This is a genomic window from Geodermatophilus sp. SYSU D00691 (assembly GCF_054050275.1).
The window spans coordinates 44,015-62,130 of sequence record NZ_JBJGYZ010000009.1; the positions used below are offsets into that span (position 1 = coordinate 44,015).

Annotated in this window: 18 protein-coding genes; 16 read left to right on the plus strand and 2 right to left on the minus strand. The window is 74.3% G+C overall.

Annotated elements, in window-relative coordinates:
* Window positions 1-187: 187 nt before the first annotated feature.
* The 4 genes from uvrB (at window position 188) to ACI797_RS08810 (ending at window position 5,315) form a co-directional block, all read left to right on the plus strand.
* Window positions 188-2,311: an excinuclease ABC subunit UvrB gene (uvrB, locus tag ACI797_RS08795; RefSeq protein WP_456858241.1), complete on the plus strand. Its 2,124-nt coding sequence runs from the start codon at window positions 188-190 to the stop codon at window positions 2,309-2,311.
* Window positions 2,312-2,338: 27 nt separating this feature from the next.
* Window positions 2,339-2,752, plus strand: coding sequence for an MmcQ/YjbR family DNA-binding protein (locus tag ACI797_RS08800; RefSeq protein ID WP_456858242.1), 414 nt, complete (start codon window positions 2,339-2,341; stop codon window positions 2,750-2,752).
* Window positions 2,753-2,982: 230 nt separating this feature from the next.
* Window positions 2,983-4,101 carry a TerC family protein gene (locus ACI797_RS08805; RefSeq protein WP_456858243.1) on the plus strand — a complete coding sequence of 373 codons (1,119 nt, stop codon included), beginning with the start codon at window positions 2,983-2,985 and terminating at the stop codon, window positions 4,099-4,101.
* 110 nt (window positions 4,102-4,211) lie between these two features.
* Window positions 4,212-5,315 carry a TerC family protein gene (locus ACI797_RS08810; RefSeq protein WP_456858244.1) on the plus strand — a complete coding sequence of 368 codons (1,104 nt, stop codon included), beginning with the start codon at window positions 4,212-4,214 and terminating at the stop codon, window positions 5,313-5,315.
* A 4-nt stretch (window positions 5,316-5,319) separates the two neighbouring features.
* Here ACI797_RS08810 and ACI797_RS08815 read toward each other — a convergent pair whose 3' ends face one another.
* Window positions 5,320-6,573, minus strand: a complete 1,254-nt coding sequence (locus ACI797_RS08815; RefSeq protein WP_456858245.1) for an amidohydrolase family protein — start codon at window positions 6,571-6,573, stop codon at window positions 5,320-5,322.
* Window positions 6,574-6,649: 76 nt separating this feature from the next.
* Here ACI797_RS08815 and ACI797_RS08820 point away from each other — a divergent pair, with 76 nt between their 5' ends.
* The 12 genes from ACI797_RS08820 (at window position 6,650) to ACI797_RS08875 (ending at window position 17,802) form a co-directional block, all read left to right on the plus strand.
* Window positions 6,650-8,704: a S9 family peptidase gene (locus ACI797_RS08820; protein WP_456858246.1), complete on the plus strand. Its 2,055-nt coding sequence runs from the start codon at window positions 6,650-6,652 to the stop codon at window positions 8,702-8,704.
* Window positions 8,701-9,699, plus strand: a complete 999-nt coding sequence (locus ACI797_RS08825; RefSeq protein ID WP_456858247.1) for a DUF2891 domain-containing protein — start codon at window positions 8,701-8,703, stop codon at window positions 9,697-9,699. Before ACI797_RS08820 ends, ACI797_RS08825 begins: the two co-directional genes overlap by 4 nt.
* A gap of 14 nt (window positions 9,700-9,713) precedes the next feature.
* A complete protein-coding gene (locus ACI797_RS08830; RefSeq protein ID WP_456858248.1) occupies window positions 9,714-10,928 on the plus strand; it encodes an alpha-hydroxy acid oxidase in 1,215 nt (404 codons plus the stop codon).
* Window positions 10,929-10,975: 47 nt separating this feature from the next.
* The gene (locus tag ACI797_RS08835) at window positions 10,976-11,974 is read left to right on the plus strand and encodes an acetamidase/formamidase family protein (protein WP_456858249.1); all 999 of its coding nucleotides are present in this window, start codon (window positions 10,976-10,978) and stop codon (window positions 11,972-11,974) included.
* A 14-nt stretch (window positions 11,975-11,988) separates the two neighbouring features.
* Window positions 11,989-12,738: an SDR family NAD(P)-dependent oxidoreductase gene (locus ACI797_RS08840; RefSeq protein ID WP_456858250.1), complete on the plus strand. Its 750-nt coding sequence runs from the start codon at window positions 11,989-11,991 to the stop codon at window positions 12,736-12,738.
* A gap of 77 nt (window positions 12,739-12,815) precedes the next feature.
* A complete protein-coding gene (locus tag ACI797_RS08845; RefSeq protein WP_456858251.1) occupies window positions 12,816-13,826 on the plus strand; it encodes a winged helix DNA-binding domain-containing protein in 1,011 nt (336 codons plus the stop codon).
* 96 nt (window positions 13,827-13,922) lie between these two features.
* Window positions 13,923-14,522, plus strand: coding sequence for a DUF4178 domain-containing protein (locus ACI797_RS08850; protein ID WP_456858252.1), 600 nt, complete (start codon window positions 13,923-13,925; stop codon window positions 14,520-14,522).
* Window positions 14,523-14,550: 28 nt separating this feature from the next.
* Window positions 14,551-15,045, plus strand: coding sequence for a DUF2617 family protein (locus ACI797_RS08855; protein ID WP_456858253.1), 495 nt, complete (start codon window positions 14,551-14,553; stop codon window positions 15,043-15,045).
* Window positions 15,033-15,449, plus strand: coding sequence for a DUF4247 domain-containing protein (locus ACI797_RS08860; RefSeq protein WP_456858254.1), 417 nt, complete (start codon window positions 15,033-15,035; stop codon window positions 15,447-15,449). Before ACI797_RS08855 ends, ACI797_RS08860 begins: the two co-directional genes overlap by 13 nt.
* Window positions 15,450-15,471: 22 nt before the next feature.
* The gene (locus ACI797_RS08865) at window positions 15,472-15,942 is read left to right on the plus strand and encodes a DUF350 domain-containing protein (protein ID WP_456858255.1); all 471 of its coding nucleotides are present in this window, start codon (window positions 15,472-15,474) and stop codon (window positions 15,940-15,942) included.
* A gap of 4 nt (window positions 15,943-15,946) precedes the next feature.
* Complete coding sequence (locus tag ACI797_RS08870) at window positions 15,947-17,506, plus strand: polyamine aminopropyltransferase (protein WP_456858256.1); 1,560 nt, start codon at window positions 15,947-15,949, stop codon at window positions 17,504-17,506.
* Between the two features lie 14 nt (window positions 17,507-17,520).
* Complete coding sequence (locus ACI797_RS08875; protein ID WP_456541575.1) at window positions 17,521-17,802, plus strand: hypothetical protein; 282 nt, start codon at window positions 17,521-17,523, stop codon at window positions 17,800-17,802.
* Between the two features lie 4 nt (window positions 17,803-17,806).
* Here ACI797_RS08875 and ACI797_RS08880 read toward each other — a convergent pair whose 3' ends face one another.
* Entirely contained in the window at window positions 17,807-18,034 is a 228-nt protein-coding gene (locus ACI797_RS08880) for a hypothetical protein (protein WP_456858257.1), read from the minus strand.
* Window positions 18,035-18,116: the final 82 nt, after the last annotated feature.

Genomic DNA, 18,116 nt, shown 5'->3' on the forward strand with positions numbered 1-18,116 from the left:
CCACCGGGGTCCGACCTCGCCCGGCCGGGCCGGGTGGCGCTGGTCCCCGGCGGGCACCGCTGCTGCGACAGGGAACCTAGGGGGAGGGGGCGGGGAGGACAAGTAGCCGGTGCGGTCCACCCCGTCCCGCGGGCACCAGGCCGCTCAGCCACCCGTTCTGTCACACCGGCGACGTACCGTCGTCCCCGTGCGCGCGCAGACCGACATCCGGCCCACCGCGGGACGATTCCGCGTGGTCAGCGAGTTCGAGCCCTCGGGCGACCAGCCGACCGCGATCAAGGAGCTCGCCGAACGCGTCAACGCCGGGGAGAAGGACGTCGTCCTCCTCGGCGCCACCGGTACCGGCAAGTCCGCGACCACCGCGTGGCTGGTCGAGCAGGTCCAGCGCCCGACGCTGGTCATGGCGCCGAACAAGACCCTCGCCGCGCAGCTGGCCAACGAGTTCCGCGAGCTGTTCCCCGACAACGCCGTCGAGTACTTCGTCTCGTACTACGACTACTACCAGCCCGAGGCCTACGTCCCGCAGACCGACACCTACATCGAGAAGGACTCCTCGATCAACGAGGAGGTCGAGCGGCTGCGGCACTCGGCGACGATGAGCCTGCTCACCCGCCGCGACGTGATCGTCGTCGCCACCGTCTCCTGCATCTACGGCCTGGGCACGCCGCAGGAGTACGTCGACCGGTCGCTGCGCATCCGGGTGGGGGAGTCCCACGACCGCGACGACCTGCTGCGCACGCTGGTCACCGAGCAGTACACCCGCAACGACCTCTCCTTCACCCGCGGCACGTTCCGGGTCCGCGGCGACACGATCGAGATCTTCCCGGTGTACGAGGAGCTCGCCGTCCGCGTCGAGATGTTCGGCGACGAGGTCGAGCGGCTGTACTACCTGCACCCGCTCACCGGCGAGGTGGTCCGCGAGGTCGAGGAGATCTTCGTCTTCCCGGCCACCCACTACGTCGCCGGCCCCGACCGCATGGAGCGGGCGATCCGCGGCATCGAGGCGGAGCTGGAGCAGCGGCTGGCCGAGCTGGAGCGGCAGGGCAAGCTGCTGGAGGCGCAGCGGCTGCGCATGCGCACGACCTACGACATCGAGATGATGCGCCAGGTCGGCTTCTGCTCCGGCATCGAGAACTACTCGCGGCACATCGACGGCCGCGCCGCCGGCAGCGCCGGCTCCTGCCTGCTCGACTACTTCCCCGACGACTTCCTGCTGGTCATCGACGAGTCGCACGTGACCGTGCCGCAGATCGGCGGCATGTACGAGGGCGACATGAGCCGCAAGCGGACGCTGGTCGAGCACGGCTTCCGGCTGCCCTCGGCGATGGACAACCGGCCGCTGCGCTGGGAGGAGTTCCAGGAGCGGATCGGCCAGACGGTCTACCTCTCCGCCACCCCCGGCCCCTACGAGCTGGGCCGCTCCGGCGGCGAGTTCGTCGAGCAGGTCATCCGGCCGACCGGCCTGGTCGACCCCGAGGTCGTGGTCAAGCCGACCAAGGGTCAGATCGACGACCTCGTGCACGAGATCCGGCTGCGCACCGAGCAGGACGAGCGGGTGCTGGTCACCACGCTCACCAAGAAGATGGCCGAGGACCTCACCGACTACCTCCTCGAGCTGGGCATCAAGGTGCGCTACCTGCACTCCGAGGTCGACACCCTGCGCCGGGTGGAGCTGCTGCGCGAGCTGCGGCAGGGCGAGTACGACGTCCTCGTCGGCATCAACCTGCTGCGCGAGGGCCTCGACCTGCCCGAGGTGTCGCTGGTCGCGATCCTCGACGCCGACAAGGAGGGCTTCCTCCGCTCCGGCACCTCGCTGATCCAGACCATCGGCCGTGCGGCGCGCAACGTCTCCGGCCAGGTGCACATGTACGCCGACACGATCACGCCGTCGATGGCGACCGCGATCGAGGAGACCAACCGCCGGCGCGAGAAGCAGATGGCCTACAACCGCGAGCGCGGCATCGACCCCCAGCCGCTGCGCAAGAAGATCGTCGACATCCTCGACGGCATCTACCGCGAGGCCGAGGACGGCAGCGCCGAGCTGGTCGGCGGCTCCGGCCGGCAGCAGTCCCGCGGCAAGGCGCCGGTGCCGGGGCTGTCGTCGAAGAAGGCCGCCGGGTCCAAGGGCAAGGCGGGCGCCATCGACGTCCAGGGGCTGCCGCGCAACGAGCTGGCCGACCTCATCACGCAGATGAACGACCAGATGCTCGCCGCCGCCCGCGAGCTGCAGTTCGAGGTCGCCGCCCGCCTGCGCGACGAGCTGGCCGAGCTGAAGAAGGAGCTGCGCCAGCTGGACGCGGCGCACGCCTAGGAGCCACTCGCAGTTGATCATCGTCAGGTGGCCGGGCCGGACGGCGTGTCGGCCGGCCACCTGCCGATGGTCACCAGGGACGGAGTCGGGGTGGAGCGGGACGAGCTGGTCGCCTACTGCCTGGCCAAGCCGGGCGCCGAGGAGACCTACCCCTGGGGTGACGCCGAGCTGGTCGCCAAGGTCGGCGGCAAGGCCTTCGCGTTCATCGGCCTCGACGGCGGCACGGTCGGGCTCAAGTGCGGCCGCGACGCCGCGGAGGCCGCCGAGTGGCGCGAGCGCTACCCCGGCGCCGTCACGGTGAGCTCCTGCATCGGCCGGTACGGCTGGAACGCCGTCGACTGGACCGGCGCCGTCCCCGACGACGAGGTCCGGGAGCTCGTCGACACCTCCTACGAGGCGATCGTCGCCGCCCTGCCGAGGAGCAAGCGCCCGCCGGCGTAGCCCCGGGAACTCATCCCGACGGCGGCGCGTTGCACCCCTCGGACCCACGGGAACGCGCGGGCGATGACGCCTGCCTGCTCCCGGTGGTCCGCACGTGGAGGGGAGTATCCCGACGCGGCGGTGTCGTCAGTACGGGACCAGCTGGTCCCCGGCCCGCCGGCCGCCCGACGAGGGGCGGTGGGAGAGACCTCCGGTCGCTGACGCACGCCAGTCACCGGAGGTATTGCCGCATGGATGTCCCCTTCTGGGTGTGGGCCGTCACGGTCGGCGCCGTGGTCGCGATGGTCGTGTTCGACCTGCTCGGCCACCGCCGCCCGCACGAGCCCACCCTCCGCGAGTCGGCGATCTGGTCGATCGCCTACGTCGCCGTCGCCGTCGTCTTCGGCCTGCTGGTCTGGGTCTTCTACGGCGCCCGGTACGGCGGGGAGTACTTCGCCGGCTACATCACCGAGAAGAGCTTGTCGGTCGACAACCTCTTCGTCTTCGTGCTGATCATGTCCAGCTTCGCGGTGCCCCGGGCGCTGCAGCAGAAGGTCCTGCTCTACGGGATCGTGTTCGCGCTGGCCCTGCGGACCCTGTTCATCTTCGTCGGCGCGGCCGCGATCGAGCAGTTCAGCTGGGTCTTCTACCTGTTCGGCGCCTTCCTCATCTGGACGGCGGTCGCCCAGGCGCGCGGCGGGCACCAGGGGCAGGACGAGTACCACGAGAACGGCGTGCTGCGGTTCACCCGCCGCTTCCTGCCGACCACCGACGAGTACCACGGCGACAAGCTCACGACCCGGATCGACGGCACGCGCCTGATCACCCCGCTCGCCGTCGCGCTGGTCGCCATCGGCAGCGCCGACATCCTGTTCGCGGTCGACTCGATCCCGGCGATCTTCGGGCTCACCCAGGAGACGTTCCTGGTCTTCGCGGCCAACGCGTTCTCGCTGCTGGGCCTGCGCCAGCTGTACTTCCTCATCGACGGACTGCTCGACCGGCTGGTCTACCTGCACTACGGGCTGGCGGTGATCCTCGGCTTCATCGGGGTCAAGCTGCTGATCCACGCCCTGCACACCAACGAGCTGCCGTTCCTCAACGGCGGTGAGCACGTCACCGTGATCCCCGAGATCCCCACCTGGCTCTCGCTCACGGTCATCCTGCTCACGCTGCTGGTCACCACCGTCGCCAGCCTCGCCAAGGACCGCCGGGACCGCGCCCGCGCGGTGACGGGGGCGCGCACCTCGCCCGCGCCGGCGACGTCCGCCCCCGTCCCGGACGGGCAGCCGGCCGGCGACGGGACCCTTCGCGGGGACGACGGCGACCTGCCCGACGACGTCCCCGCCGGGGCCCGGGGCACCCGCACCTGATGGATCGGCTCCGCCGGGGGTATGCAGCCCCCGGCGGAGCCCCCGCACACCCGACCACCCCGCCCCGGCGCCTCGGCGCCCGCAGCGCCCGGCACCTAAGGTGAGGACCCGTGGAGCAGCTCCCCGTCTGGTTCGAGGTCTCGACGTTCGTGGGGCTGACGGTCCTGCTGCTCGCCGACCTCGCCATCGTCGCCCGTCGCCCGCACGAGCCCTCCATCAAGGAGGCGAGCCTGTGGGTGAGCTTCTACGTGGCGCTGGCCCTGCTCTGGGGCGTGCTGTTCCTGCTGGTCACCGATGCGACCCGGGCCACGGAGTTCTACGCCGGCTGGCTCACCGAGTACTCGCTGTCGGTCGACAACCTGTTCGTCTTCGTGATCATCATGGCCCGCTTCCGGGTGCCCAGGCACCTGCAGCAGGAAGCGCTGATGGTCGGCATCATCATCGCGCTCGTCCTGCGCGGCATCTTCATCCTGCTGGGCGCGGCGATCATCGCCCGGTTCAGCTGGGTGTTCTACATCTTCGGCGTCTTCCTCGTGTACACGGCGATCAACCTCGTCCGGCACCGCGGCGAGGAGGACGACTACGAGGAGAACGCCCTCATCCGGCGGATGCGCAAGGTCCTGCCGATCACCCAGGACTTCGAGGGCGCCAAGATCCGGGTCACCCGCGACGGCAAGAAGTACTGGACGCCGATGATCGTCGTCTTCCTCGCCCTGGGGACGACGGACCTGATCTTCGCCCTCGACTCCATCCCCGCGATCTTCGGCCTCACCCGCGAGGCGTTCATCGTGTTCACCGCGAACGTCTTCGCGCTGATGGGTCTGCGGCAGCTCTACTTCCTGCTCGGCGGCCTGCTCAAGCGGCTGGTCTACCTGTCGCTGGGCCTGGCGGTGATCCTCGCCTTCATCGGCGTCAAGCTGGTGCTCGAGGCCCTGCACGAGAACACGCTGCCGTTCATCAACGGCGGCGAGCACATCGAGTCGGTGCCCACGATCCCGATCTGGCTGTCGCTGACGGTGATCCTCAGCGTCCTGCTGATCGCCACGGTGGCCAGCCTGGTGAAGACCCGCGGGCAGTTCGTCTCCGCCGAGGAGCCGGTGGTCGAGCCCGAGGAGGCCGAGCGGATCCCCTCGCGCGGGCCCGAGGCGCTGGCCGAGGCCGAGCCGCGCATCGCCGCGACCGACGAGGACCCGGCAGGGGAGCGGCGGGGCTGACCCGCTACAGCCGGTCGCGCGGCGGCGCGACGCCCGTCTCCACGGTCGCGCCGCCCGCGGCGACCAGCTGCCCGTCGCGGTAGACCTCGCGCACCCGGCCGGCCAGCCCGGTCAGGTCGTGCAGGGCGCCGTCGAGCACCACCAGGTCGGCCACCTTGCCGGGCTCGAGGCTGCCGTAGCCGTTCTCGACCCGCAGCAGCCGGGCCGCCTCGAGCGTCGTGGCCCGCCACACCTCCTCGGGGCTCATGCCCACCCCGGCCATGAGCGCCAGCTCGCCGAGGTTCGACCCGTGCGGGCCGACCCCCGTGTCGGTGCCCATCGCGATGCGCACGCCGGCCTCCGCAGCCCGCGCCACCGAGGCGTCGTGCACCTTCTGCACCGCGACCGCCTTGGCCAGCATCGCCTCCGGCAGCGCCGCGCCGGCCGCCACCGCGTCGAGCACCGCGCGCGGCGCCGACAGCGTCGGCACCAGCCAGGTGCCCCGCTCGAGCATGAGGTCGATCGCCTCGTCGTCGAGGAAGATGCCGTGCTCGATCGACCGGATCCCGGCGCGGACGGCGGCCTTGATCCCGGCCGTGCTCTGCGCGTGCGCCATCACCGCGATCCCGGCGGCCTCGGCCTCCTCCGCGAGGACGTCGAGCTCGGCCCGGCGGAAGTGCGGGTGCTGCGGGTCGTCGCGGGCGGAGAGGACTCCGCCGCTGGTGGCCACCTTGAGCACGTCGGCGCCGGCGCGCACCAGCTCGCGGACCGTGCGGCGCATCTCGTCCGGGCCGTCGACGACCGTCCGCGGCCGGCCGGGGTGCGGCTGCAGGTGGGGGAGATCGGCCCCGCAGACGTGCCAGCCGTCGCCGTGGCCGCCGGTCTGGCTGATCATGCTGATCGAGATCTGCATCCGCGGGCCGGCGATCAGGCCGTTGCGCACCGCCTCGGCGACCCCCAGGTCGGCGCCGCCGGCATCGCGCACGTGCGTGAAGCCCTGCGCCAGCGTGCGACGCAGGTTGTGCACCGCCTCGTAGAACGCGTAGCTGAACGGCGTCTGCAGCTGCCGCAGCACGTCGACCCCGCTCATCATCACGTGCACGTGGCAGTCGAAGAACCCCGGGAGCACCGTCGCGCCGGTGCAGTCGACCGCCTCGTCGCCGTCCAGACCGAGGCCCACCTCGACCACCCGGCCGTCCTCCACCACCACGTCGGCCCGGGCCGCTGGGCTGCCCGTGCCGTCGAAGACCTGCCCACCGGTGAACACGCGCCGAGTCACAGGGAGGAGGCTACGGCTCACCCGTTAGCGGTGCTCAGGACCCGCCCCGGCCGCCGACTGGGCTAGCGTCGCCGTCGTGCGGCCGACCGACCTCTCGCTGTTGCGGATCCCCGGCGTGCCGACGGTGTCGCCGGACGGCCGGATCGCCGTCGTCGCCGTCACCCGGCTCGACCTCGACGCCGACGAGTACCGCGGCCAGCTGTGGGCGGTGCCGACCGACGGCTCCGCCCCGGCCCGCCCGCTGACCTCCGGCGGGCGCGACAGCGCCCCGACGTTCTCGCCGGACGGCCGCTGGCTGGCCTACCTGTCGGCGGCGCCCGGCGGCCGTCCCCAGGTGCAGGTGCTGCCGACCTCCGGCGGGGCGGCGCGCACGCTCACCGACTGCCCGCTCGGCGCCGGCGCCCCGGTGTGGTCGCCCGACTCGCGCCGGCTCGCCTTCGTCGCCCGCGTGCCGGAGGAGGGTCGCTACGGCACCGTCGAGGGCGTCGGCCCGGAGGCCGAGCCGCCGCGGCTGATCACCACGTTCCAGTTCCGGCGGGACGCCGTCGGCTTCGTGACCGACCGGCGCAGCCAGGTGTTCGTCGTCGCGCTGCCCGACGACGGCGGGGACGACGCGGCGGCACCCCCGCGGCCGGTGCAGGTGACCACCGGCGACGCCGACTGCACCGACGTGGCCTGGAGCCCCGACGGCACCGAGCTCGCGTTCGTCTCCGCCCGGCACGAGCGGGCCGACCGCGACCTGGTCACCGACGTGTACGCCGTCCGCCCCGACGGCACGCAGCTGCGCCGGATCACGCAGTCGCAGGGCGACTGCTCCCGGCCGGTGTGGGACCGCACCGGCCGCACGCTCTACCTCACCGCCGTCCCCGACCTCGGGCCGGACGGGCTCGGCTTCGTCGGCAGCCAGGCCACCCTGTGCCGGGTCGACGCGGCGGGCGGCCCGCTGGAGCCGCTGCTCGACCCCGAGGAGCACCACCGCGGCGACGAGACGCCGACGACGGTGCTGGTCGACGGCGCGGCGCTGGTCGGCGTCGAGCGCCGCGGGGCGGTCGAGCTGCTCCGCGTGCCGCTCGACGGCGGCGACCCGGTGGCGCTGGTCGACGGCCCGTTCACCGTCCGCGGCTTCGCCGCCGGCGGTGGTGTCGTCGTCGCCACGGTCGCCCACGACCGGTCGGCCGGCGAGCTCATCGCCCTCACGCCGGGACGGCGCCGGCTGCTCACCGGCTTCGGCCGCGAGCTCGGCGCCACCGGCCGGGTGCACCGGATGGAGGAGCGGACGGCGACGGCGCCCGACGGCTACCCGGTCCACGGCTGGGTCACCGTGCCCGCCGGCCCGGGGCCGCACCCGGTGCTGCTGAACATCCACGGCGGCCCGTTCGCGCAGTACGGCTGGACGCTGTTCGACGAGACGCAGACCTACGTGTCGGCCGGCTACGCGGTCGTGCAGTGCAACCCGCGCGGCTCGTCGGGCTACGGGCAGGCGCACGGCCGCTCGATCCAGGGCCGCTGGGGGACGCTCGACGCCGACGACGTCGTGGCCTTCCTCGACGCCGCGCTGGAGGACCGCCGGCTGGACGCCTCCCGGGTGGGGATCATGGGCGGCTCGTACGGCGGCTACATGACCACGCTGGTCCTCGGCCGCACGACGCGGTTCGTCGCCGGGATCAGCGAGCGGGCGTTCGTCGACCCGGTCAGCTTCGTCGGCTCGTCGGACATCGGGTGGTTCTTCCCCGACCAGTACCTCGGCACCGACCCCGAGCGGATCGCGGCGCAGAGCGCCATGACGGGCGTCGACCGGATCGAGACGCCGACGCTGGTCATCCACTCCGAGGAGGACTGGCGCTGCCCGGTCGAGCAGGGCCTGCGGCTCTACGTCGCGCTCAAGCGGCGCGAGGTCCCCACCGAGCTGCTGCTGTTCCCCGGCGAGGGGCACGAGCTGACCCGCTCCGGCCGCCCCAAGCACCGGCTGGCCCGGCTGGAGCACGTGCTGCGCTGGTGGGCCCGCTGGCTGCCGACGGCGGCGAACGGCGGCACGGTGGAGCTGCCGCCGGCCGCCGCGACGCCCGCGGTCGACACCGGCGAGCCGGTCGACCCGGCGCCGCTGACCGTGCGCTCCACCCGGGTGCCGTGACCGGGCTGCAGGCGGTCGCCGGGGAGCTGGCGGCGACGGCGCTGCGCACCGTCCGCGCCGAGTACCCGTACGACCTGCGGGTGCTCTACACGGCGCCGGGCGCCGCCCCCGAGCGGCCGCGGGACCGCCACCCCGCCTTCTACGGCAGCTACGACTGGCACTCCGCCGTCGAGATGCACTGGGTGCTGCTCCGCCTGCTGCGCCGGTTCCCCGACGAGGTCGACGCCGGGGCCGTCCGGGCGGTGCTCGACGAGCACCTGGCGCCCGGCGCCCTCGCCACCGAGACGGCCCACCACCGGGCGAACCCGGGTGCGCAGCGGCCGTACGGCTGGGGCTGGGCGCTGACCCTGCACGAGGAGGCGGCGGCCTGGCCGGGCGCCGCGCCCTGGGCGGCGGCGCTCCAGCCGCTCGCCGACCACCTCCTCGACGCCCTGGCGGCCTGGCTGCCGCGCGCGCCCTACCCGGTGCGGCACGGCGTCCACCCGAACAGCGCCTTCGGCCTGGTCCGGTCGCTGCCGTCGGCCCGGCGCCGGGCGGCGGACGGCGACGACCGCGTGCTGGGCGCCGTCGAGGACGCCGCCCGCCGCTGGTTCACGGACGACGCGGACGCGCCGGTGCGCTGGGAGCCCTCGGGCGCCGACTTCCTCTCGCCGGTGCTCACCGAGGCCGTGCTGATGACCGAGGTGCTGCCGGCGGACGAGTTCGGGCCCTGGCTGGCGCGCTACCTGCCCGGTCTCGCGGACCGGCCGCTGTTCGAGCCCGCGGTGGTGGCCGACTCCTCCGACGGGCAGACGGCGCACCTGCACGGGCTGAACCTCAGCCGCGCCTGGGCGCTGCGCCGGCTGGCCGCCCACGCGCCGGCCGCGCGGGAGCTGCTCCTGGACACCGCCCGCCGGCACGCCGAGCCGGAGCTGGCGGAGGTGAGCGGCAGCGACTACGTGGTGGAGCACTGGCTGGCCGCCTACGCCCTGCTCTACCTGGACGAGGACCTCTGAGGCAGGGTGGGGCCGTGGTCCAGCGACGGGTCCCCCGGTGGGCGGAGTTCTCCGAGCTGGTGCGGCCGCGCCGGCTGCCCGGCGACGCGACCGACCGCCGGCTGGCCCGGGCGGCCACCGTCGGCGACCTGCGCGAGCAGGCCCGTCGCCGCGTGCCGCGGGCGGTCTTCGACTACACCGACGGCGCCGCGGGCGCGGAGGTCTCGCTGCGCCGGTCGCGCGAGGCGTTCCAGCGGGTCGAGTTCTTCCCGGGCGTGCTGCGCGACGTGAGCGTGGTCGACCCGTCGACGACGATCCTGGGCGCGCCGTCGTCCCTGCCGCTGGTGTTCGCGCCGACGGGCTTCACGCGGCTCATGCACACCGAGGGGGAGTGCGCCGTGGGCCGGGTGGCCGAGCGGACCGGCATCCCGTACGCGCTGTCGACCATGGGGACGACGTCGGTCGAGGCGCTCGCCGAGGCCGCGCCCGGCGCCCGCACGTGGTTCCAGCTCTACCTCTGGCGCGACCGCGAGGCCAGCTCGGCGGTCGTCGAGCGGGCGAAGGCGGCGGGCTACGAGGCGCTGGTGCTCACCGTCGACACCCCGGTCGCCGGGCCGCGGCTGCGCGACGTCCGCAACGGCTTCTCGATCCCGCCGGGGCTGACGCTGCGGACGGTCGCGAACGCCGCCGTCCACCCGCGCTGGTGGATCGACCTGCTGACCACCCCGCCGCTGGAGTTCGCCTCGCTGAACTCGTGGGGCGGCACGATCGCCGAGCTCGTCGACCGGGTCTTCGAGCCCGCGGCGACCCTGGCCGACCTGGCCGGCCTGCGCGAGGCCTGGCCGGGCCCGCTGGTGGTCAAGGGCGTGCTGACGGTGGACGACGCCCGCGCCGTCGTCGACGCGGGCGCGGACGCCGTCGTCGTCAGCAACCACGGCGGCCGCCAGCTGGACCGCTCGGTCACCCCGCTCGAGCAGCTGCCGGCGGTCGTGCAGGCGGTCGGCGACCGGGCGGAGGTGTACCTGGACGGCGGCGTCCTCGACGGTGCCGACGTCGTGGCCGCCGTGGCGATGGGCGCCCGCGCGTGCCTGGTGGGCCGGGCCTACCTGTACGGGCTCATGGCCGGCGGCGAGCGCGGCGTCCAGCGGGTGGCGGACATCCTCACCCGGGAGATCTCGCGCACGATGCAGCTCCTCGGCGTCCGGACCGTGGCGGAGCTGACGACGGGACACGCCCACCTGCGTCCCTGAGCCGTTGTCCCGGCGGCGGGGGCCAGGGGGTCCTTCTAGGGTGCGGCATGGACGTCGTCGAGGTCGTTCCCACGTTCGAGCAGTACGCGTTCACCTTCGGCGGCGTCGCGCCGCTGCGGACGGTCGCGCCGGGCACCGCGCTGCGGCTGTGGTCGGACGACGCGTTCTGCGGCGCCCTGCGGAAGGTCACCGACCTCTCGAGCGAGAAGGTCGACCTGCGCTACGTCAACCCGCAGACCGGGCCGTTCCACGTGCAGGGCGCCGAGCCCGGCGACACCCTCGCGCTGCACTTCGCCGCCATGGAGCCGGCCCGCGACTGGGGAGCCTCGGCGGCGATCCCGTTCTTCGGCGGGCTGACCAGCACCGACCGGACGGCGACCCTGCAGGACGCGCTGCCCGACACCACCTGGATCTACGAGCTGGACCGGGCGCGGAACACCGTCACCTTCGCCGCGCGGCACAGCGAGCTCTCGGTGGAGCTGCCCGTCGCGCCGATGCTCGGCACCGTCGGCGTGGCGCCGCCCGGTGGCGAGGTGCGCAGCTCGCTGGTGCCCGAGCGGTTCGGCGGCAACATGGACACCCCGCAGATGCGGCCGGGCACCACCTGCTACCTCGGCGTCAACGTGGAGGGCGCGCTGTTCTCGGTCGGCGACGGCCACTACCGCCAGGGTGAGGGCGAGGCCTGCGGCACCGCGGTCGAGGGCGCCATGACCACCACGGTGATCGTCGAGCTGGTGAAGGGCGGCGCACCGGCCTGGCCGCGGCTGGAGGACGACACCCACTGGATGACCGTGGGTTCCAGCCGGCCGCTGGAGGACGCCTGGCGGATCGGCCAGGTCGAGCTGGTGCGCTGGTTCGAGGAGCTCTACGGCCTGCACCCGATGGACGCCTACCAGCTGCTCTCGCAGATCACCGAGGTGCCGGTCGCCAACGTCGTCGACGCCAACTACAGCGCCGTGGTCAAGGCGGCCAAGGCGCTGCTCCCCCCGACCGCCGCCTACGGCGGCCTGCACGCCGAGCTGCGCACCCGCGCCGCCTCCCTCTGAGAACAGGAGACACCATGGACCTCCAGCTGGACGGCGCCCGTGTGCTCGTCACCGGCGGCACCAAGGGCATCGGCCGCGCCATCGTCGAGGCCTTCGCCGCCGAGGGCGCCACCGTCGAGTTCTGCGCCCGGGACGCCGGCGAGATCGAGGAGACCGAGAAGGCGGTGCCCGGCAGCCGGGGCACGCAGCTCGACGTCCGGGACGGCGCCGCGCTCACGGCCTGGGTGGAGGAGGCCGCCGGCCGGCTCGGCGGCCTGGAGGCCGTCGTCGCCAACGTCAGCGCGCTCGCCGTCGCCGACACCGAGGAGAACTGGTACGCCTGTTTCGAGGTCGACCTCATGCACACCGTGCGGCTGGTCCGGGCGGCGCTGCCGCACCTGGAGGCGAGCGGCCGCGGGTCGATCGTGGCGATCTCCAGCGTCTCCGGGCGCGAGGCGGACTTCGCCGCCGGTCCCTACGCCACGATGAAGACGGCGCTCTACGGCTACATCACCGGCCTCGGCGACCAGCTGGCCGCGCGCGGCGTGCGGGCCAACGTCGTCTCCCCGGGCAACACCTACTTCGAGAACGGGTTCTGGCACAGCGCCGAGCGCGACCTGCCGGACCTCTACGCGTCGCAGCTGGCGGCCAACCCGACCGGGCGCATGGGCACGCCCGACGAGATGGCGCGGGCGGTGGTGTTCCTGTCCAGCCCGGCGTCGAGCTTCACCACCGGCGCGCACCTCCTCGTCGACGGCGCGCTCTCGAAGGGGGTCCACCTCTGAGCGACGTCCTCGGCCTGCGGGCCCTCGGCCGCGCGACCCTCGCCCGGCAGCTGCTGCTGGAGCGGGTCGCGCGGCCGGTGGAGCGCGCGCTCGAGGACCTCGTGGGGCTGCAGGCGCAGGTGCCGCGGGTGCCGCACCTGGCGCTGTGGGACCGGCTGGACGGCTACGAGCCGGCCTCGCTCGACGCACTGCTGGTGACCCGGCGGGCGGTGCGCACCCAGCTGATGCGGACGACGATCCACCTGGTCACCGCCGCCGACGCCCTGGCGCTGCGCCCGCTGTTCCAGCCGGTCCTCGACCGCACCGTGGCGAGCACCGCCTGGGGCCAGCGGCTGCGGGGGCAGGACGTCACCGCGCTGCTGGCCGAGGCCGCCGTCCTGCTGGCCGAGCGCCCGATGGGCCGGGCGGAGCTGACCCGCGCGCTCGCGCAGCGGCGCCCGGACGTGGACGCCGAGGCGGTCGCCTTCGTCGTCAGCTACCGGGTGCCGTGGGTGCAGCCGCCGCCGCGCGGCACCTGGACCGGCACGGGTGCCGCGGTGATGGCGCCGACCGCGGCGTGGCTGGGGGAGGGGACCGGCCCGGCGCCGGTCGACGACGTCGTGCTGCGCTACCTCGCCGCGTTCGGCCCGGCCACGGTGCGCGACGTCCAGGCGTGGTGCGGCCTGACCCGCCTGGGCGAGGTGGTGGACCGGCTCGGCCCGCGGCTGCGGCGGTTCCGCACCCCGGACGGTGCCGAGCTCGCCGACGTCCCCGGCGCCCCGCTGCCCGACCCGGACACCCCCGCGCCGGCCCGGTTCCTGGCCGAGTACGACAACGCGACCCTGGGCTACGCCGACCGGTCCCGGGTGGTGGCCGACGCCGACCACGTGCTCCTCGAGGGCGGCCCCGGGGGCTGGACCGGGACGGTCCTCGTCGACGGCCGGGTGTGCGCGACGTGGGCGGCGCGGCGGGACGGGGACGCGACGGTGCTGCACGTGCGCCCCTCGCTGCCGCTGACCGGGCCGCAGCGCGACGAGCTGGCCGTCGAGGGCGCCCGCCTGCTCGCCTTCCTCGCGCCGGACCGCCGCCACGACCTGCGGATCGGGTGACCGCACCCGCCCGTGCGGACGGATGCCCGGCCGGCCGCCGGGAGGCGATACGGTTCCGCCGTCCCACCTCCGACGACCGCAGGAGACCCCCGCTCGATGACCGAGGTGCTGCTCGTCGTCCTGGCGCTGGCCGTGGTGATCGGCGTGGTCGTGGTGGTCCTCCGGGCCCGCCGCGCCCGCTCCGCCCCGCCGCCGCGCCGGGTCGACCCGCTGGCCGACCAGCCCGAGCTCTACGACCCGCACAAGATCGGTCCGGGTGACGTGATCACCTACGCCGGGATCGACCACGTCGTGCGGGGGACGATCACCCTCGAGGAGGGCGGCGTCACCTGGCGCGAGCACCTCCTCGACGGCTCGACCGGTCGCCGCTGGCTCACCGTGGAGGACGACGAGGGCGACCTCGAGATGACCCTGTGGATGCGCCGCGAGGGCACGAACCTCACGCCGGACGGCGACGTCGTCCTCGACGACCGGGTGCACCGCCAGGTCGAGCGCGGCCGGGCGCGGTACACCGCGGAGGGCACCACCGGCACCGCGCCCAGCGGGGTCATGGACTACGCCGACTACAAGACCGTCGACGGCACCGGCCTGATCGCCTTCGAGCGCTGGGCGGAGACCCAGTCCTGGGAGGTCTCCACGGGGCGCGCGGTCTCCCTCGGCGAGCTGATCGTCTACCACCGGACGCCCGAGGCATGACCGTGCACGTCCTATGACCCTGCATCTCTTGAACATCGCGCCCCGCGACGTCCGCGCCGACGCGCTCGGCCTCGTCCTCGACGTCCCCGCCCCCGAGGCGCTGGCCGAGCTCACGCTGTCCGACGGCCGCGGCGGCTCGCTGACCCTCGGCGTGCTCGGCGCCTCGCACGTGGTGACGGCGGCGGTGCCGGGCGCCGTCCTGACCGAGCAGGTCTCCTGCGACGCGGTCGCCGCCGGCGGCACGCGGCTGCCCCGCTCGGCGCGCTCGGGCGCGCACCGGCTCTCCTCGGAGACCCGCGAGGTGCCGCGCGCCGAGCTCGAGGCGGAGGCCCGGCGGCTGCACCGGCTCGCCGAGACCGACCCGGCCTGGCTGTGCGGCGCCTTCCCGGGGGCGGACGCCGCGGTCACCGCGCTCACCGCCGCGGCCCTGCCCGAGGGCGGCTGGGAGTGGGAGAGCTGGCACCTGTACCCGGGGGAGGAGCACGGGGTGGTCGTGACGACGAGAAGCCGGTGGACGCCGTGAGGGCGCGCCGCTGGGCCGGGGCACTCCTGGTCGCCCTCGTGCTGCTGGCCGGCTGCGCCGGGAGCGACACCCAGGTGCGCGGCTACCTGGACGACACGTTCGGCAACGGCACCGGGTCGGGCGACACCCGCACGTACTCCTCGCCGGACCCGGTGGGCACCGTGACCGCCCGCATCGCCGACGCGGTCCGGCCGGCGGCCCGCGCGGCCGACGGCGGCAACGAGTACCTGCGATACGACGACGACATCGTGACCGTCAGCCCGGCGGCGAGCGGCAGCAGCATCCGCGTCGAGGACCTGGACCGCCGCTACCGCAGCGGCTTCTTCGCCTACCTGGGCCCGGGCTTCACCCCGGGATCGCCCGCCGGCGGCGCCTCCGACGGCGGCCCGGGGGACACCAAGTGACCAGCTCTCGTAGGAGGAATGCGTGACCGCGACCGTGCAGGCCCTCGACTTCGGGTCGGTCGACGTCGGGCTGCTGAGCGACGGCGTCGTGGCCACGTTGCTCTACTTCGTCGTCGGCTTCCTGATCCTGGCGCTCGGGTTCGCGGTCCTCGACCTGCTGACGCCGGGCAACCTGCGCGCGCAGGTCTACACCGACCGCAACCCCAACGCGGCGGTGCTGCTCGCCGGCAACCACCTCGCGCTGGCGCTGATCGTGGTGACGGCGATCATCACCAGCGACGAGGAGCTGGGATTGGCGACGGGCCTGGTCGACACCCTGGTCTACGGCCTGGTCGGGATCGCGCTGCAGGCGGTCGCGCTGCGGCTGCTCGACGCCTTCGTCCCCGGCCACCTGCGCAACCTCGTCAACGAGCCGCGGCTGTGCGGCGCGAGCTGGGCGGTCGCCGCGAGCCTGCTGGCCATCGGTGCGGTGAACGCCGCCTCGCTGTCCTGAGCCGGTGACCGCGACCGTCGCGCGGGCGCCGGCGCCGGCCCGCGTCCGGCTCCTCCGGCCGCTGCTGCTGGCCGCGGTGGCGGTCTGCGCGGCCTGCGGGCTGGTCTACGAGCTGGTCCTGCTCACCCTCTCGACCAGCCTGGCCGGCGGCGGGATCACCCAGACCTCGCTCATCGTGGCCGGCTACGTCGCGGCGCTGGGCGTCGGCGCGCTGCTGGTCAAGCCGTTCCTCGGGCGGGCGGCGGCGACCTTCGTCGCGGTGGAGATCCTGCTCGGCGTCCTGGGCGGGATCTCCGCGGTCACCCTCTACGTCTCGTTCTCGTTCTACGGGACCAGCGGCGGGGTGCTCGTCGCGGCGACCGCCGTCCTGGGCGTGCTGGTCGGGGCCGAGGTCCCGCTGCTGATGACGCTGCTGCAGTCGGGCCGCAGCGGCCTCGACGCGCGGACCTCCGGCTCGCTGCTGGCCGACCTCAACGCGGCCGACTACGCCGGCGCGCTGCTCGGCGGGCTGGCCTGGCCGTTCGTGCTCCTGCCCCTGACCGGGCAGGTGCGCGGGGCCGCGGTGACCGGCATGGTGAACCTGGCCGCGGCCGCGGTGGTCGCCGTCTTCCTGCTGCGCCCGCAGCTGGGCCGGTGGGCCCGCCGCGGGTCGGCGGCGGCGTTGCTGCTGGCCGCCGCGCTGCTGGGCGTGCTGCTCGTGCAGGCCGACGACATCGAGGTCACCGCGCGCCAGCGGCTGTACGCCGACCCGATCGTGGTCGCGGAGCACTCGGCGTACCAGGAGGTCGTGCTCACCGAGCGCGGCGACGACCTGCGCCTCTACCTGGACGGCGACCTGCAGTTCTCCAGCGTCGACGAGCACCGCTACACCGAGGCGCTGGTGCACCCGGTGCTGGCCGGCGACCCGCGGCGGGTGCTGGTGCTGGGGGGCGGCGACGGGCTGGCGGCCCGGGAGGTCCTGCGGCACCCCTCGGTCGAGGAGGTGGTGCAGGTCGAGCTCGACCCCGCGGTGCTGGACCTGGCGCGCACGCGGCTCGCGGAGCTCAACGCGCACGCCCTGGACGACCCGCGCGTGCAGGTGGTCGTGGAGGACGCCTTCCGCTGGCTGCGGGACGCGCCGGCCGAGCCGTTCGACGCCGTCGTCGTCGACATGCCCGACCCCGACACCCCGGCGCTCGGGCGGCTGTACTCGACGGAGTTCTACGGGCTGGTGTCGACCGTGCTGGCCCCCGGCGGGCTGGTCGTCGTGCAGTCCGGCAGCCCGTACTCCACGCCCACGGCCTACTGGCGGGCGGTCAGCACCGTCGAGTCGGCCGGGTTCGGCGTCACGCCGTACCACGTGCACGTGCCGAGCTTCGGCGACTGGGGCTTCGCGCTGGCCGCCGTGGGCAGCCCGCCGTCGCTCGCGCTGTCGCCGTCCGCCCCGGCGCTGCGCTCGCTGGACGACGCGACCCTGCAGGCCGCCGGGGTGTTCCCGCCCGACCGGCCGCGGCAGTCGCTGGCGCCGTCCACCCTGGACCGCCCGCGGATCGTCGACGACGTGCGGCAGGGCTACGTCGGCTGAGTAACGTGCGCCCGATGGCGCTCATCTACCCCGTCCCGGCCGACGCTCCCGATCCCGAGGACGGGACCGAGCCCGACTTCGCCGAGCTGGCCACCGACCTCTCGGACACGTGGCTGGTCGAGGTCGCGGTGGGGGAGGACGGCGACGACGCCTGCTTCGGCCCGCTCACCGCCCGCGCCGCCTGGGACCTCGCCGTCGAGCTCGACGGCCAGCGGCCGGCGTGGACCGTCTCGGTCGTGCCGCTGCACGTCGCCGGCACCGCCGACGAGCTGATCGCCCTCTTCGAGGACGAGTAGCCGCTCAGCGCGCGGACGCCTGCCCGCGCGCCCCGTTCTCGGCACCTCTGCCGTTGCGCGCCGTCGCGTCCGCCAGCGAGCCCCCCGCGGCGAGGCGGTAGGCCTCCGCCAGGTCGCGCAGCAGCTGGGCCTTCTCCGCCGGCCGCAGCGCCGCCTTCATGTTGTTCTCGGCCTGGTCCTGGATCGCCGCGAACAGCGCGTCCTGCGCTGCCCGCTTCGCCTCGCTCTGCACCGTGCGCCTCCCGGGTCGGGTCCCTCGACGTCCCCGTGGTCGCCGGTCCGTACCCACTGATCGGCCCGGCGATTCACGACCG